The following is a 16,590-nucleotide window of genomic DNA, read 5'->3' as shown; positions in this document are numbered from 1 at the left end:
CTTAATAAAAGGTTAATAACTTAGCACTAATATATTATTTTTCTTTATCTTTGTCTTTATCCTTGTCTTCTTTTTCATCCTCATTTAGTCGATCTATTATATCATCTTCAACTTTTTCTAATTCAGCATTCATCTTTTTCTCAATGTCTTGTTTAGACTTTGCTAACTGTGCATCTGCTTCAGCAGTAATCTCCGCTTTATTATCTTTGACAATTGTCTTATTAGCAGTTTTTATTTTCTCAGATACAGTGTTGTAGTATTTATCTAACTCTGTTTCATTTCTTTCAATTAGTTCATCTTTATAAACCACAAGTTGCTCGTAAATGTAATCGCCAGCAGACCTCATCTCTGTAGTAATTTTCCCGGTAACTTCATCTTCTTTTGCCTCTGTTTTTTCTTTAATCTCAGGGAAAATAAAAGACATAAGACTTTCTATCCCATGACTTATGTATTCCTCTAAATTGTCACCAAACGCAGCATACGTTGTTCCACCAAAAGTTCCTAGGACTAAAGTTCCAGCGATCAAGATTCCGACTAGTTTCTTTTTACCGGTGTTCATTATTTTTTTCATTAAAAATACCCCTTCCTAATACGATCATTTAGAAAGCGGTCGGTTGCACTACTAGCTCCACCACATCCAAGTGCCCACATACAGATGTGATTTCAAAGCCCCCTCAATATCGTAGTTCTATATTACCCCCGAAACTAGTAAATGTAAATCTATTTTACTAGTTTTATTAAAATGTTTTACTAGAGGTTGTTCAAAAAGTATCCAAATGATAAACGGCGAATTTCTACGTTACTCGGTTTTTCCGGTCCTCACGTATTAACACCATACGCTCCGGTCCTCAAAACTGTCATGCCTTGAACTTCTTGTTTCTGATTCGTCTACTTTTTGAACACGCACTACTAGGGATTTAGATACCGAAAACAAACGTTGATTTAATGCGAAGTTTGGAAGGTAATCGGGAACCAGGTACCTATATCGAAGAGTGCCCTGCCCCTAAATAACTAGATTATACGATAGTCACACCACTCAGCAGGAAGCAATTTCTGGTACTTTGGTGTGAGAAAGCGGTCATCGACAAGAACAATCGTCCCGCGGTCTTGCTCTGTTCGAATCAGACGCCCACCCGCTTGCAATACTTTGTTCATTCCAGGGTATACATATGCATAATCGTACCCATTTTTCGCTTCCGCATTAAAGTAGTCCTTAATAATATTCCGTTCAAAGCTTAGCTGTGGCAGCCCAACGCCAACAACAACCACACCGTTCAAACGGTCACCCTTTAAATCTATTCCTTCTGAGAAAATCCCACCCATCACTGCAAACGCAGCAAGTGACTTCTCGTTCTCTTCTCTAAATTCAGCAAGGAACTCTTCCCGTTCAACCTCACTCATCTCACCATCCTGTAATAAAACATCTACAGCTACTTCCGCACCTCGATCCTGGTCAGACTCCTCAACAAATTGCTCATGGACCAGCCTCATATAGGCGTATGACGGAAAGAAGAACAAGTAATTCCCTGGTCTCTTTTCAAGCAAATCCCAAAACGTCTTCACAATCGCGTTAACCGAGTGCTCACGATCCCGATACCTTGTCGACAACGGCTGAATAAACACCTCTGCATTCTCACTCGCAAACGGCGATGGAATCGAGAACGTATAATCACCTTCAGCATCAGCCCCAAGCATATCTTTAAAATACGACAGCGGGGAAAGTGTGGCCGAAAAATAAATTTTCGAACGGTAGCCTTTACCCATTTTTCGCAATAAATGAGAAGGATCGAGACAAAACAGCTTCACCCGAACCTCACTTTTCACATACTCTACATACGTTACAAACCTTTCATCAAATAAATCTACTATCCGAACAAAGGCCTGTGCCGTAAAATAAGCCTCCAACAACAACTCTTGTTCATCGCCATCCTTTTGCAAAACCAACTCTTTCTCCGCTGCCTCAATAAATCCTCGAAGCTCTTCGACAAACTCCTCAGGGAACTCATCCAGCACCATCGATTCCTGCACACCGCACGCCTTCTTCACTTTCAAAAGATAGTCATTAACCGCTTTCGCTTTCGCAACAACGCCTTCATTCCTACCTTTAAACACACGTTTCACCTGTAAAAATACAGACTTATAAAGCTCAGCTGAAAACATCCCCCTCGCGCGATCGACGAGATTATGCGCCTCATCTATAAGCAACACCGTCTGCTTTTTCTGCTCCTCCGCAAAACGCTTCAACGACACACGCGGATCAAAGATATAATTGTAATCCCCAATCACCGCATCTGCTGTATAAGCCAAATCAAGCGAAAACTCAAACGGACAAAGCTTGTGTTTCATCGCATATGCCTCAATCGTTCTCCGATCCATCAACGTTTCATTTTCTAATACATCCAGAATCCCATCGTTGACGCGGTCATAATACCCATCCGCAAACTCGCAATAATCCTTCTGGCAGATCGTCTTCTCCTTAAAGCAAATCTTATCCTTAGCCGTGATCGTTACAGAACTTAAATGCAACCCTTTCCCCTTCATAAAACCCAGCGTTTCTTCTGCCGCCTTTCGGGTAATCGTTTTCGCCGTCAAGTAAAAGAAACGCTGAACCAACCCTTCACCAATCGCTTTTACAGTGGGGAAAATAGTTGAAATCGTCTTTCCTGTCCCGGTTGGCGCATTCGCAAAAAGGCCTGCCTCATCCGCAATCGTTTTATAAACCGCACCTGCAAATTTACGCTGTCCTTCCCGATAGTTTTCAAACGGAAATTTTAATACAGCTATACTCTGATCTCTCTTTTCCCGATGATTCTTCAACAAACGGGCATAAGGCTCAAACACTTCTAACACACTTTGTACAAACTGATCCAATTCATCGAACGAACACTGCTGCTGGAACGACTTCTTTTCATCCGAATCGACCTGTACATATGTAAGTTGAACAGCCATCTTATTCATCTCGTGCTCTCTGGCATACATGTACGCATAAAATTTCGCCTGTGCCCAGTGAACAGGATAAGTGTCCGCAGTGATTTCATCCAAATCACCACGGGTTGACTTAATTTCATCGATCATTAACTCATTCTCCAAAGCTAAAAGCCCGTCGCACCTTCCTTCAACCACAAACGTCATTTGCTTACATTCAATTTCAGTCTTAAGAAAGACTTCTTTTTGGTCTGCCTCATTATACGTCTTCTGAATCTTTTGATGTGCCTTCGTACCATCCGTTAGCGTGCTAGATGTCCGAAAACGATTATCAATGCTACCACTACGGTACACGTATTCAACTAAAGGTCTAACAGAGATTTTCATCATGCATCTAATCCCCCATTTCCCGTCTACTCTTGCTTTCATTTTACCAATTAAAGAACAGACTGAGAAATTAAACGATACGCTTACAAATAGAACCAGCCAACTTTCACCTGAATCAGAATTCTATTCCATCAAATGTCGGCCCATAAAAGCAATACACACAATTCTTGTAACCCTTTTCTTTATAGTTATTAAAATTCTGATCTGTATTTTCACCTTCCCTCATATGCAACGGCACATGTGGAAGCTTACATTTATCTCCCACATACGCACTACGATGAATTCTCTTATTTTTATGATCAACCAGATATTTAGCCATGGTTATTCCTCCTGTTTCTTTCACTCATTTTTCTTTTGTACTTAACAGCCATTTATTGCTTCTAAGGCAATAAAAAAAGCCGAAAAGGAATGGTTATCCTTCTCGGCTTATGTCTGACTCTATTGTTCAGCTCATTTCACCTACACTATTTATTTGGGTTTAGAATCAAAACAACGTAGCTTTTGTCTGAATCAAAGTCCCAGTCAATAAAGACATCTGCTATTTCCACATTTAAAATCGATTCTAAACGACTTTCACTTAACAAGCGCTTCTCCAATGATCGCTTTGTAAGTCTAAGAATTTCCTCATACCCAGATGAAATAAACTCCTTTTCAATCTGAACGAGAATTTCATCTCGCCTAATTATAAGCGTCCTCGAATTTATTAAAAAAGATTCTACAACATCAGGTGATTTTTCAGCTAGTTTACTCATATGAGCGATTTCATCATGAACCAAGTTTTGCCCCATATAACTAGGAAACTCAGTTTTTAATGGTCCCACTCCCATAAATATACCCGATTGATCCTCAAGTGACCAATCATAGTAAAACTCCTCAATGTCGATGTCTGTAGCAGATTTCATGTATGCCTTCATCTCATTACCGAGGGATTCCATTAAGAGGTCTCGTGTTTTCTCGACCTGCTTTTTCTGATTTCCCATTAAAACCCGCTCCATTGGAGACAAGAAACCCTTCACATAGATTGTCACGAATGGATCAGCAATAGAAACATATACCGATCCTGGGCCTTTACCAAAATTATCTCGAAGCATTTTCCCTATAAAACTAGCAATCTCAGATTGTATCGATTGTTTTTCTATTTCCATTAGTATTAGTCCTTTTTTAAGACAGAAGCTTCATATCTTCCATCCTTTATTCATTGTAGATTTTTTCACAACAGTTGAAAAGCGTTCTTGGGAAAATAAAGTGAAAATAATAATTTAGTCCTTACATGGACAAAGACCCTTTAACCATTTAGGCCTTTTTACTTACGTTTCTACTAGTTTAAGGGTTTTGAAACTAAAATACAAATGAACGGGATAATCATTGTAACGGTAAGCGTATTTCAGACAAAAATCCTCACGATTCGATTCCCCGGGTAATATTTCGCTTGCTTATTTCGACATTCATTTACTTTTATAGCGCAAGTTGTAGTTTTGTACCTTTTTGATAAGTTCAGCTTTATGATGGTTAAGTTGTTTAAGCCGGTGACCGTTTGCTCCAGAAGGATGCGGGAAACCAAACAGACATTGCTGTTCCTGGATCCACCCACACTTTACAAACCGTTGCAACACCTGTTCTACTGCTTTTCCTAAAGGTATTATGAGCGGTGCATCAAGTGGATTTATATCAGTTTCATACGTCTGATGAACATACTTCATAAATAATTCGCTGTTCGTGATTTGCGGTGTATGACCCGTATAATTCTTCCCCTTAACAAATACAGGAAACTTAATGAGCGAAACTGTATGTAAGAGTGTATCCTTTTTATTAAATAAATCTGCGGAAGAATCGATGTCGAAATACATACTCAGATTCAGCACATCAAGCATCTCGATCAAGTTCTTACGCATGCTACCGGCAAAGCGGCACTCCCTCTTCACCTCTTTTATCAACTCTTCCTTGGCAGTGTGTTGTAGTAACAGCTTTCTAGTGAGCCGAATTGAACGCTCCATCTGAAACCATCCAGGTGTGATGCCAACAATCAAGATTCGCGCCTTCCGGTTAACGTATTCGTTGTGTGCTGCATAATAGATTTCAATGTTTTCCTTTTTCTCTATTAAAAAGGAAGCAGTTAGAAGATCTGATTTCAGATATTTTTGTTTGTAAGGCAGGTTTTCAATCTGGGGTATAAATACATTTAAATTCATTGGACACCTCAACCGAAATTTTACTCGAATTCCTATGTATTAGTTTACAGTAAAACTCAAAAAAGATACTAGTATTGTGGGATACTAGTATCTTCGATTATTAGTTAGCAATCTTCATCGGATGCACCTTCAGTAGCGTTGTCATCTTTATCTTGACCAGCTTCAGCTTTCGATTTTGCGTCGCCTGCTTTCGCTACAGCCTTCGCTCTACCATTACCAGTTGCTGCTGCTGCCGCTGCTGTTGTTTCTTCATCGTCCCTATCTCTTGCTCCACCTACATTATTGTTATTCCTTTTGTAACCCATAATATTCACCTCCTTTAAAGCTTGTACTATAAATAATATTTTCAAAACACAATATTGCTTGTACAATTTTGTAAAATCCACTAAAGTACATTACTTGTACACATAAAAGATAATCTGTCTTCACACTGTTACAGTCATTTAATGAAATCTACTATTTGAATATCAATAGAGTGGTCTCGGTGGAGTGAGTCTCCTAACTTGTAGTGCTTGTGCTTCATTTCCTCCACGATTCCGCTTTCTTTCAGCTGCTGCCGCTGCCGCCGCTGCTGCGGAATCCCCTGCTGCTGCCGCTGCCGCCGCTGCTGCTGAGTCTCCTGCTGCTGCCGCTGCCGCCGCTGCTGCTGAGTCTCCTGCTGCTGCCGCTGCCGCCGCTGCTGCGGAATCCCCTGCTGCTGCCGCTGCCGCTGCTGCTGAGTCTCCTGCTGCTGCCGCTGCCGCCGCTGCTGCTGAGTCTCCTGCTGCTGTCGCTGCCGCCGCTGCTGCTGAGTCTCCTGCTGCTGTCGCTGCCGCCGCTGCTGCTGAGTCTCCTGCTGCCGCCGCTGCCGCTGCTGCCGCGGAGTCATTCTTTGCTGTTTGTTCTACTGCGTTCCGTCGTCTATTTCCCACCTCATTAACACCTCCTTTTTATCGGAGTACTAATAGTATATTGATTACAGCAAATTTGGAAACGGCACATCGACTAGATTACTAGACTTATATAATGGGACAAGCATGGAATTTAATAAAAATCATCTACAATAAGGGTCTTCATTAATCTGGTGGTTACACTTTTACACGGGAAACTACCTTTTTAGGCCATTTTCTTTGTACGAAATACAGAGATATACCATTTTAAAAGCATGAAGAAGAGGATGGCTCAATTCAAATTGAGCCATCCTCTGATCGTCCTTTTATATTGTATTGTTTTCTAATATCTTACAGCGTCATATGAATTGATTCTTCCATGTTCGAAATAGTATCCGGTACCACTAGTATTATCAGCTGTTTGTTCTATTGCTTGACGAATTTGATAATTACTTCGTCCTTGTCCGGCCAAAAGACCAGCAAGTCCTGCAACATGAGGGGATGCCATCGATGTTCCGGACATATACGAATATCCATTATTAGGCACGGTAGAAGCGATATCTACTCCAGGTGCTGCTACATCAACCCACGAGCCATAGTTAGAAAATGAAGCGAGGCGATCATTACTGTCTACTGCAGCAACCGCAATTACATTAGAATAAGAAGCCGGTTCGAATGTCGTACTTACTCCATCGTTTCCTGCAGCAGCGATTACGACAGATCCACTGTTCCAAGCATAGTTAACCGCATTCTCTAGTGTTGCAGTATCACAATTACATCCAAGTGATAGGTTAATAACCTCTGCACCAGTATCAGCCGCATACCGAATTCCGTCCGCAATATCAGCCAAGGATCCGCTTCCGTTTGCATCTAGAACTCGTACTGCTAGAATACTAGTGTTTGGAGCCATTCCTGCAATCCCAGTTGAATTGTTTGTTTCGGCAGCCGTAGTTCCAGCTACGTGGGTACCATGACCATTCAGATCCATTGGATAGTAATCATTATCCACAAAATCGTAACCCCTTATCGTTTTACCATTTAGATCTGGATGGTTATAATCCACACCAGTGTCAAGAACAGCAATTTCTTGACTACTGCTACCTCTTATTATATCCCATGCATAGTTTGTAGACGTATTTTGCGGACCGTATTGATAACCTCTGTAATACGTATCATTTGGTGTCCAAGTTGCTTTAAAAGTGTAATTCGGTTCAGCATATTCTACATTTGGATTCTTATTTAAAGCGCTTACAACCGCTTCCACATTTTTAACCTTTAATACTTTAAAAGAAGATTTCACACCATCTTCGTCAGGAGCGATTTTAGCGTTAAGATTTTTTATTGCATCACCTTTAGCTGACTTACTTGCCTTCTCCTTAAACTTTACAATGACTTCCCCTTTTTCATAACTTCCTTTCTCGACCGAAACATTTTCTACTGACACCTTCTTAGGTGCCACCAGTTGATCCTTGGACGAAGCCTCACCTACCAATGGAAAAAACGTGACAGAAGCAGCGAGTGACAATGCAACTAACTTTTTGAAATTCATGCTATTCCTCCCTTTAATATTAAGTCATTGTAAATAATTCGTAAAAAAGGAGGATTATCCTTCTAAATCCATCTTGGGAAATACTAAGTAAAAAGGGATGGATTTAGTGGGTTTTTTAAACTCGTTTTTCCCAATAAAAAAAGACCCGATATCAGTCACACTTTCTGACATTAGGCCTTTAAATTCAACAATGCTCAGTTATGACTTTTAATGACCTCTCTAAGACGATCAGGGTAATTCGTAAACATTCCTGTAACGCCCCATTCTAGTAATCTTTGCATATCTTCCTTTTCATTCACTGTATACGGATGAATTAATAACCCATGACTCCGTACTTTTTGAACATAGTCTTGGTCAATCTTTGTATAGCTCATTCCAAGTCCTACCGCATATTTTTTATACTCGTTTATTTGCTCATCTGTAATCGTTGCTGGTTTTTTATAAGAAATAAGCTGAACCAATGGGACGTCCGGGTTCAATTGATGCACTTTCTTTAAGCTTTCTGGGCTAAACGATTGAATCAAGACTTTACTAGATGGGGCATTCGGTCCAAGCAAATTATATTCTTCAAGGATCTCTAACAGTTCTTCTTCCATTCCCGGATAGACATCAGGTGATTTCGTTTCAATGTAATATCTTTCATCTTTACCAAAATGCTGTATCACTTCTTCTAGCGTTGGAACCTTCAATCCAGCATACTCTGGCTTAGCCTTTTCTGGATACTTTTCATTGAACCAAGATCCTGCATCTAGTTGTTTGATCTCTGCAAGAGTATAATCCTTTACCAAGCCAGTGCCATTCGTTGTTCGATCAAGCGTTTCATCATGCATGGCAATTAGCTCGCCATCCTTGGTCATTTGCAAGTCTACTTCAATATAATCGCCTTTCATTTCTTCTCCAAGCTCATAAGAAGCAATCGTGTGTTCCGGGGCATAGCCTGAAGCACCTCTGTGCGAAACGTTCAAGATTTTATTGTCATTCAATTTTGGACCCTCCCCACCAGCAGCCTCTGCCTGACTTACGAAACTAGTACTTAAACCTACTAAGGCAATAGATAAAATTGCCGTACGAAACATCTTTTTCATATTTAGTGTTTCCTCCTATCAAATTAACTTTCATACCCTCACCTATTATCACGAACGAACATTAAGCTTGTTTTCAGCCTTTGTAAGGATTGTGTAAAACCTAATATTGATCGTATAGAGCAACCCAATGATTTTTAAAAGGTTAATAGCCCTAATTCCGAGTGCTCATATTCATATTTGTCTAAATCGAAAATAAACCCCTTTACGAATAGATCCTCACCTACCTAAGCATCCCCTTTTGAGAGTTTAGTAGCAATCGCTTGAAGGACCAGAACGAGAACGACGAGAATGATCGACATCGCCGCTGCTGTATAATATTCACCCCTAAGGATGTTTTGGAAAATGGCAAGACTCATAGGTGCCCACTCAGCAGGAGCCATCAGAATGGATACACTCGTCTCTTTAATCACCGTGATAAAAACAAGGATCGAACCCGCTGCAATCCCAGGAATCATCAATGGACCGACAACTGTTATCGCAGCCGTTAAGCGGGAAGCTCCTAAATTAACAGCAGCCTCCTCAATATCCTGCTTGATCGAGCGCATCGTCCCAACTGTAGAGCGGACCATATATGGGAGTCGCCTTATCGTATATGCGATAATTAGGATTGTAGCTGTACCTGTCAATTGCAATGGTGCTGTGTTAAACGTTTGGATCAGCGCAATCCCGAGGGCAATACCTGGAACGACCAAGGGAACCGTCGTCATAAAATCGAGCTTTGATGCATTTTGTCTGACCACAAAATACGAGACGAAGGTGGCAATCACAACACTTAAGACAAGCGCACCGCTCGCAAGGATCAAGCTGTTTGTCACATTTTCAAACGAGGAGCTAAAGACAGCTTGATAATTTGCCATTGTATATCCATCGGGAAGTACACCGACACCCCATGTAGTTGCAAACGATTGAAGCAGTACTGAAATCATCGCCAATAATAGGACTAATACGACCAAACAAGTGTATCCAGCGATGGTTCGAGTTAACCACTTATTCTTAATGATTTTCTGCTTCTTAGGTTTTCCCGAAACCGTTCCATAAGATTTTCCTTTTGTAAAAAGATGCTGGAGACAGAAAAAGAATGCTGCTACGACAACCATGATCACCGTTAAAATAGCTGCTCCTGCCCAGTTAAAGAAGCCAGCGATTTCTCGATAGGCCTCAACGACAATCAAGTTCAAATCTTTCGGAGCTAAAATGATCGGAGTCCCGAAATCCGAGAAGCTCACGGTGAAAATCAGCAACGCACTCGAAATTAATCCGGGCAGCGCCAAAGGCATCGTTACAAATGCGAAGGTAAACCAATTCTTCGCCCCAAGATTTTGCGATCCTTCTTCTAAGGTGATATCAGAAAGTTTGAATGCAGCAACCATTGGCCATAGCGCATATGGGAAAAAGAAGAAGACTTGCACCATCGCAATTCCGATCATCGACGATGGATTGATTAAAAGCCCATTTCCCCTTAATGACTCATAAATATAGGTGACCCACCCCGAACGACCAAACATGACGATAAACGCATTCGCCGCAATGAATGTCGGGACGATCAACGGAATCGTACATAGGGCGGTCAGTGTTTTTTTGAAAGGCATCTTCGTTCTCGCAATGCCATACGCAATCGGCAAACACATAACGACGACAACGACCGAAACAAGTAAGGACAATTCCAAACTGTTCATGAGAGCCGACAAATACCCTGACTTGCTCGCAATACTTTTATAAAATTCAAGGGAACTATTTTTAAAAGCATCGATCGTACTCTTAAACGTTTCCGGATCAACCAATGAACCAAATACATTGATCGGGACGCCGGTAATACTGACAATGAGGATGGAAAACAAAGGGACGACAAGGAAAACAATGAAAAATAGGACGATTAAAGCCTTAATGAGACTATGCCCATCAAAACGTTTAAGCATTTTCATAGTAAGAACACCTTCTCAGGGTCGACCGTTAATTTAACATTCGCTCCTGGTGGGTACACACTCTTACCAGATTGATAGGTTGTATCAACCATAACAATGTAGGGACCGATCTCGACATCATATCTGACAATAGATCCAAGATAAGTCGACATCAGCACTTTACCTTCTAAAATATCATCACCAGGATGTTCTTCACCTAATGCAATCTCAATGTTTTCAGGGCGAATCACAACTTCCACTTCTTTATTTTTCGGAATTGAAGTCGAACGAATTTGGAATCCATCTAACTGGACAATGGATCGCTCCCCATCTTGACCAATCACAGAACCTTTAAAGATGTTCGAGGAACCAACAAAGTCCGCAATAAATGCCGATTTCGGATTACTATATAACTCGGTTGGTGTTCCAAGTTGGATAACATCCCCGTCCTTCATAACCGCGACCCGGTCTGCCATACTCATCGCTTCTTCCTGATCATGGGTAACAAAAATGGTTGTAATCCCAAGGTCCAATTGAATTTTCCGTATTGTCGCTCTCATCGAATTCCGTAATTTTTTATCCAGGTTTGATAAGGGTTCGTCCATTAATAAAACAGCCGGTTCCATCGCAAGCGCTCTTGCAAGGGCTACACGTTGTTGCTGCCCACCGGATAATTCACTCGTAAGACGATTTCGATACGGAGCTAACTCCACATACTCGAGGATTTCCATCACCTTTTTTTCAATTTCCGGCGGAGATTTCGCTAGCTTCTTATTAATCATTCTTGCATACGTTTTGATCTTCGTTCCGGGCCCGCGTTTTTCAAGTTCTTTAATATTGAGACTGTAGGCGACATTTTGGAAAACATCCAAATGGGGGAACAGGGCATAACTTTGAAATACCATCCCGCAGTTCCGTTTGTTCGCAGGAATATCGTTGACCTTTTGTTTCCCTATGAAGATTTCACCGTTCGTCGGTTTCTCAAATCCAGCGATACACCTCATCGTCGTTGTCTTTCCGCAACCTGAAGGGCCTAAGAGGGCGAAGAACTCACCCTCCTGGATCTCAAGGTTCACATTATTCAATGCCATCACACCATCATATTGCTTGATCAAGTTTTTTACCGTAACAGAACCCACTTGGAAATCCCCCTATCCCTATTGGAACGTTTCCTTCCACTCGTTTCGTATTCTGTCGTAGTTGTCGACAACCCATTTAATATCTAGATCGATCGCATGTGGCTTGACCTTTTCCAAAGTCAGTGGAGTCTTCGATTCAACCTCTGGATTGATTGGGATGTGGTACCAATTCGCCAAGATTTCTTGCCCTTCTTTCGATAAAAGGAAATCGATCAGCTTCTTTCCACCTTCAGGGTTAGGACCATCTTTAACGAGTGAAACAGGGTTTACCAAGACAGCTGTTTTCTCTGGTACGACAAAGTCAATCGCTTCTCCTTTAGCCTTCTGTTCATAGGCCATAAAATCAAAGCCAATTCCGATATGGGCCTCACCCATGGCTACAGCTTTTGTTGGAGCACCACCTGAATCTGGAGTTGCATTTGCTTGTTCGTATAACTTTTTAAAATAGTCCCAACCCTCATCTTCACCTCTTACCATCATCTGGCTTAGTACCATTAGGGTTGCAGTACCAGATGCTGCTGGATTCGAGAACTGGATTTTACCTTTCCATTTCGGATCTAGTAAGTCTTCCCATGTTTTCGGTGCTTCCTCCTCGCTTACAAGATCCGTGTTGTATACAAAACCGAGGACGAAGATTTCTGCACCTGTCCATTTCCAATCTTCATCCCTCTTCTTAATGCCATTTTCAGTTACTTCCCAGTCCTTAGCTGTTTCAGGTGTGTATGGCATGATGATTCCTTTATCTGCAGCCGCTTCAAAAGGTAAAAGACCTCCCCCTCCGTACCAAACGTCACCGTTCGGGTTACCTTTTTCAGCGATCATCCGGTTTACCAATACATTCGTTCCCGCGTATTGTACATTCACGTTAGCGTCATAAGCCTTTTCAAAAGCCTCGGCAATTTCCTTCGTCATATCAGGAGTTTCAGGTGAATAGAACGTGATACTTCCTAGATCGTCACCATCCCCTGAAGAACTGTCTGAAGAACATGCCGTAATTAATACCAAACTAAAAACAACGATGATTGAGCCAAAAACGGACAGAAACCTTTTCACAAAACATCCCCCTCAAATTCAAATGATTTTATAAAGGAAACAACTTTAAAGAAACCGATCTATTTTTTTGTGCATCCGACCAGCTAGCAATTCTTCAGTTTATGAATGAATGTAAAATTGAAGACAGCTTGTTCTACGTTTATGTGTAAAGATATTGTTATATTCCGGTAAACGAAATGTTTTTAGAAATATAGAACGAAAAAAAGACCAAGAATAACTCAATAGGCGTCAGCCATTGGTCATTTTGGTCTCTGTACTATCATCTTTTTGTTCAGAATTACAAATCCTAAGCTAATCTCGAAAAAATGTCAGTTAACGTTGCCCTCTATTCTGGTAGATATGGGATCAATCCTTTTCTGAATGCTTCTTCCTGAATTTCCTTTGGCGCACCTCGGACATCCATTACAAACCCATTTACTGAAACCATCCATATCATTGGGTTGTTCTCTAGTTTACTTGGTAACGTCCAATCCGGGTCAAACATACCCATTTTCATAATATCCCTTATATGCTTTGATTTTGTACTACTCGTGCTAGTGCTCACTCCAAACTTTCCAGATAAATCTTTTGCCTTCATTGAAAGCTTTTGAGAAGAATCAAATAGGAAATTCACCGTGCCTACTGAATGTACAATGCCACATGCCCAAGTGTTTGCTCTCCCTTTCGTAAGAGGAGAGGGGCGTTTACGGCTTAATGCGGCAGTCAGCTGACAACACAACAATTCATATTCTTCATTTAAGTTTTCCGAACAAAACACCTTAATTATTTGTGTGATTTCCTTGTACTTTTCTTGCATTCCTTTTGGTACTGTTAATGATTTACTTTTCATTAGTGCTTCTCCTTTCTATCACTTATGGTATATCGCTACTTGCTAGATAGATTCATCACATCTTTTAACAGAAGAGATGGGATACCGCTATTAAACACAGAAGGGGCTATTGGAATAGAGTAGTTCATCTGATTGTTTCATTGCTTGTAAGATTTTTTCTTCTTCTTGAACCTTATCTGGATTTTTATCCATAAGACAGAAAACTTAGCACCATATTACCATAAAATAATTCATTAGGAACAAGAAAAACAGAGATGTATAAACAAGGCTTTGCGAGTAACATCTACGGAGAGAGAATTCATGAAAGCGCATTCAATATTTATCGCTGAAGATCAGACGCTCATGAAGGAAGGTTTGCAAATTGTTATTGATCTTGATTAGCTTATGGCGCAAATGGTTTCCTGTTAAAAGGAATGAATTATGATAAATTAATTAAATCGTCCGGGATGCGATCAAGGGACAACTTATCCTACACGCTTGCTTTAATTGCATAACTCTTATGACTTCCGATTTCCCCTTTTAGCCATATCCCACTAATAAATCACACATATCGAGTTAAAAAAACATCACGATTTAACACCACAATTACGACATGAAAAATCGGTAGGAGGGTGACTATAGTCCTCTTTCCTTTTTCGACTTATTATTCTGCTTTATTTCCATCTACAGTTGTATGATCATAAAACATTTTTCTATATCCTAGACTCTTTACATAACTTTTCGGACAGCTCTTTCCACCTTTTAATTCAAATGTGGTTTCATGCTTCTCTTTTAATTAATATGCAACTATAGATTATCGGAGCGATTTTAAATACACCGCATTCCACGGATTTGAACCAACTAGACTGTTGACTGCAACCGCTAGGCACACCAAAAGACCGAGTAGACAATCTACTCGGTCTAACCATCTTTAATTTAATTGTTTTATGAAGGCATACCCATAATGGCTTTGGGTTCGAGATATTCCTCAATCCCAAAGTTACCCCACTCTCTGCCGATTCCGGATTGCTTGAAGCCACCAAATGGTGCAGAAAAGTCCGGTTTAGCCTTGTTCACTGTAATCTGACCAGCGCGAATGCTTGATGCAACCTTTTGCAAAGTCTCAGGATCTTCACCGACCACATAACCCGCTAAACCATACACGGTATCGTTGGCAATCTCAATCGCTTCATCAACGGTGTCATATGTGATAATAGACATGACAGGACCAAAGATTTCTTCTTGTGCGATGATCATGTCATTTTTAACATCGGTGAAAACGGTTGGTTTGACAAAATAACCTTTATCAAGTCCTTCTGGCTTACCTGTACCGCCGGTGAGTAATGTTGCGCCTTCCTCAATACCCTTTTCAATGTACTCCTGAACCCTATCCCATTGTTTTTTTGCAACTAGGGGACCGATAAATGTTTCTTTTTGTGGATCGCCAACAGGGAAATTTGGCAAGACTGCTTTAACAGCTTCCTCAAATTGCTCCTTGATAGAGTTAGGTACTAGGATACGTGTGGCAGCTGTACAAACTTGCCCTGTATTCAAGGCGATATGTGAAGCAGCAATTTTCGCCGCTTTTTTGATGTCGGCATCTTCTAGAACAATAAGTGGTGACTTACCACCAAGTTCAAGTGCTACTTTCTTAATTGTTTTAGCTGCATTCTCCATGACCTTTTGTCCAACAGCACCTGAACCCGTAAAGGAAACAAAATCAATGTCTGGGTGTGAACTGATGCCATTTCCAATCACATCACCAGTACCATTGACAAGGTTGAATGCACCTTTAGGAAGGCCAGCCGCTTCGAAAATTTCAGCAAGGATAATCGCCGCATACGGAGTGATTTCCGCTGGTTTTAAAACAACTGGGCTACCTGCGGCAAACGCGCCTGCAATTTTGGTGGAAGTCTGATTAGTCGGGAAATTCCAAGGTGTAATCAGTCCACTGACACCAATTGTTTCCTTTATTATTGTCGAATTGCCGCGTTTCTCTATGAAAGAAAAGTCTCTTAGTTCTTTGGCTGCTTGCTTAAAATGAGTATAACCCATCATATAGTGAACCTTTTCAGAAATGGAAAGCGGAGAGCCAAGTTCCTCTGTAATCACTTCAATGAGATCATCTTTACGTTTCTCATATTCATCCGCAATCTTTTCTAACAAATCAATACGGTATTCTTTTGATGTTTGGGAGAAGGATGGGAAAGCTTCGCGTGCTGCTTGTACTGCAAGATCCAAGTCTTCTTTTGTTCCCAAGCTAATGTGACCTATAACTTCTTCAGTTGCAGGATTAATAACTTCCATCGTTTCAGTACCAGTAGATTCGACCCATTCCCCATTAATATAGTGTTTAAGTTCATTACGCATATTTAATAATTCCTTTCTTTGTGAGTAGAATAATTTGTTATTAGTTTATCCCCAATTATATATACCCTTGAATGTTATTCTAAAACATTTTGGTCCGGCCTGTTTCATTAAGTTCTAGGTTCATTAATTATTATTCCCCGACTATCTTTTTAATCTCTCAAAATCTTTTCTTAAGCTTGCCTTCTTCAACTTCTTCTCTATGCAACATAGCTGGTAAAAATAAAGACTATGATCGCTGCTAATTCACCAGAATACAGATAGGACAATCTCTTAAGTAATCGATTTCTCATATACCACCACCTCTATTCTGGTAGA

The 16,590-nt window shown here is 40.7% G+C and carries 14 protein-coding genes and 1 riboswitch; all 14 genes read right to left on the bottom strand.

Going from position 1 to position 16,590, the window contains the following annotated elements; genetic code table 11:
* Positions 1–34: 34 nt before the first annotated feature.
* The 14 genes from NON16_RS13945 to NON16_RS13880 all read right to left on the bottom strand — a co-directional run bounded on the left by NON16_RS13945 (position 35) and on the right by NON16_RS13880 (position 16,275).
* Positions 35–571 (bottom strand): hypothetical protein, encoded by a 537-nt coding sequence (locus tag NON16_RS13945; protein ID WP_257349873.1) that lies wholly within the window; start codon positions 569–571, stop codon positions 35–37.
* Positions 572–599: 28 nt separating this feature from the next.
* A riboswitch (cyclic di-GMP riboswitch) is annotated at positions 600–683 on the bottom strand.
* A 328-nt stretch (positions 684–1,011) separates the two neighbouring features.
* Positions 1,012–3,315 (bottom strand): ATP-dependent DNA helicase, encoded by a 2,304-nt coding sequence (locus tag NON16_RS13940; RefSeq protein ID WP_257349872.1) that lies wholly within the window; start codon positions 3,313–3,315, stop codon positions 1,012–1,014.
* 112 nt (positions 3,316–3,427) lie between these two features.
* On the bottom strand, positions 3,428–3,631 hold the full coding sequence (locus tag NON16_RS13935) for a hypothetical protein (protein WP_257349870.1): 204 nt from the start codon (positions 3,629–3,631) through the stop codon (positions 3,428–3,430).
* Positions 3,632–3,776: 145 nt separating this feature from the next.
* Positions 3,777–4,457 carry a Na-translocating system protein MpsC family protein gene (locus NON16_RS13930; protein WP_257349868.1) on the bottom strand — a complete coding sequence of 227 codons (681 nt, stop codon included), beginning with the start codon at positions 4,455–4,457 and terminating at the stop codon, positions 3,777–3,779.
* Between the two features lie 300 nt (positions 4,458–4,757).
* The gene (locus NON16_RS13925) at positions 4,758–5,501 is read right to left on the bottom strand and encodes a hypothetical protein (protein WP_257349867.1); all 744 of its coding nucleotides are present in this window, start codon (positions 5,499–5,501) and stop codon (positions 4,758–4,760) included.
* Positions 5,502–5,605: 104 nt separating this feature from the next.
* Positions 5,606–5,806: a hypothetical protein gene (locus NON16_RS13920; RefSeq protein WP_257349866.1), complete on the bottom strand. Its 201-nt coding sequence runs from the start codon at positions 5,804–5,806 to the stop codon at positions 5,606–5,608.
* Between the two features lie 162 nt (positions 5,807–5,968).
* The gene (locus tag NON16_RS13915) at positions 5,969–6,412 is read right to left on the bottom strand and encodes a hypothetical protein (RefSeq protein WP_257349864.1); all 444 of its coding nucleotides are present in this window, start codon (positions 6,410–6,412) and stop codon (positions 5,969–5,971) included.
* A 301-nt stretch (positions 6,413–6,713) separates the two neighbouring features.
* Complete coding sequence (locus NON16_RS13910; protein WP_257349863.1) at positions 6,714–7,919, bottom strand: S8 family peptidase; 1,206 nt, start codon at positions 7,917–7,919, stop codon at positions 6,714–6,716.
* Between the two features lie 194 nt (positions 7,920–8,113).
* The gene (locus tag NON16_RS13905; protein WP_372508812.1) at positions 8,114–8,995 is read right to left on the bottom strand and encodes a glycerophosphodiester phosphodiesterase; all 882 of its coding nucleotides are present in this window, start codon (positions 8,993–8,995) and stop codon (positions 8,114–8,116) included.
* Positions 8,996–9,228: 233 nt separating this feature from the next.
* Positions 9,229–10,926, bottom strand: coding sequence for an ABC transporter permease (locus NON16_RS13900; RefSeq protein ID WP_257349859.1), 1,698 nt, complete (start codon positions 10,924–10,926; stop codon positions 9,229–9,231).
* Positions 10,923–12,044, bottom strand: a complete 1,122-nt coding sequence (locus NON16_RS13895; protein ID WP_257349857.1) for an ABC transporter ATP-binding protein — start codon at positions 12,042–12,044, stop codon at positions 10,923–10,925. The genes NON16_RS13900 and NON16_RS13895 overlap by 4 nt, the downstream gene beginning before the upstream one ends.
* 18 nt (positions 12,045–12,062) lie before the next feature.
* Entirely contained in the window at positions 12,063–13,097 is a 1,035-nt protein-coding gene (locus NON16_RS13890) for an ABC transporter substrate-binding protein (protein ID WP_257349856.1), read from the bottom strand.
* 325 nt (positions 13,098–13,422) lie between these two features.
* Positions 13,423–13,926 (bottom strand): DUF6398 domain-containing protein, encoded by a 504-nt coding sequence (locus NON16_RS13885; RefSeq protein WP_257349855.1) that lies wholly within the window; start codon positions 13,924–13,926, stop codon positions 13,423–13,425.
* Positions 13,927–14,850: 924 nt separating this feature from the next.
* Positions 14,851–16,275, bottom strand: a complete 1,425-nt coding sequence (locus NON16_RS13880) for an aldehyde dehydrogenase family protein (RefSeq protein ID WP_257349853.1) — start codon at positions 16,273–16,275, stop codon at positions 14,851–14,853.
* Positions 16,276–16,590 lie beyond the last annotated feature (315 nt).

Origin of the sequence: Pseudalkalibacillus decolorationis (assembly GCF_024609785.1) — a bacterium.
GTDB classification, from domain to species: Bacteria; Bacillota; Bacilli; order Bacillales; family Fictibacillaceae; genus Pseudalkalibacillus; species Pseudalkalibacillus decolorationis.
Note: the sequence above shows the minus strand (reverse complement) of the source record. Positions and strands in the feature narration are given on the sequence as shown.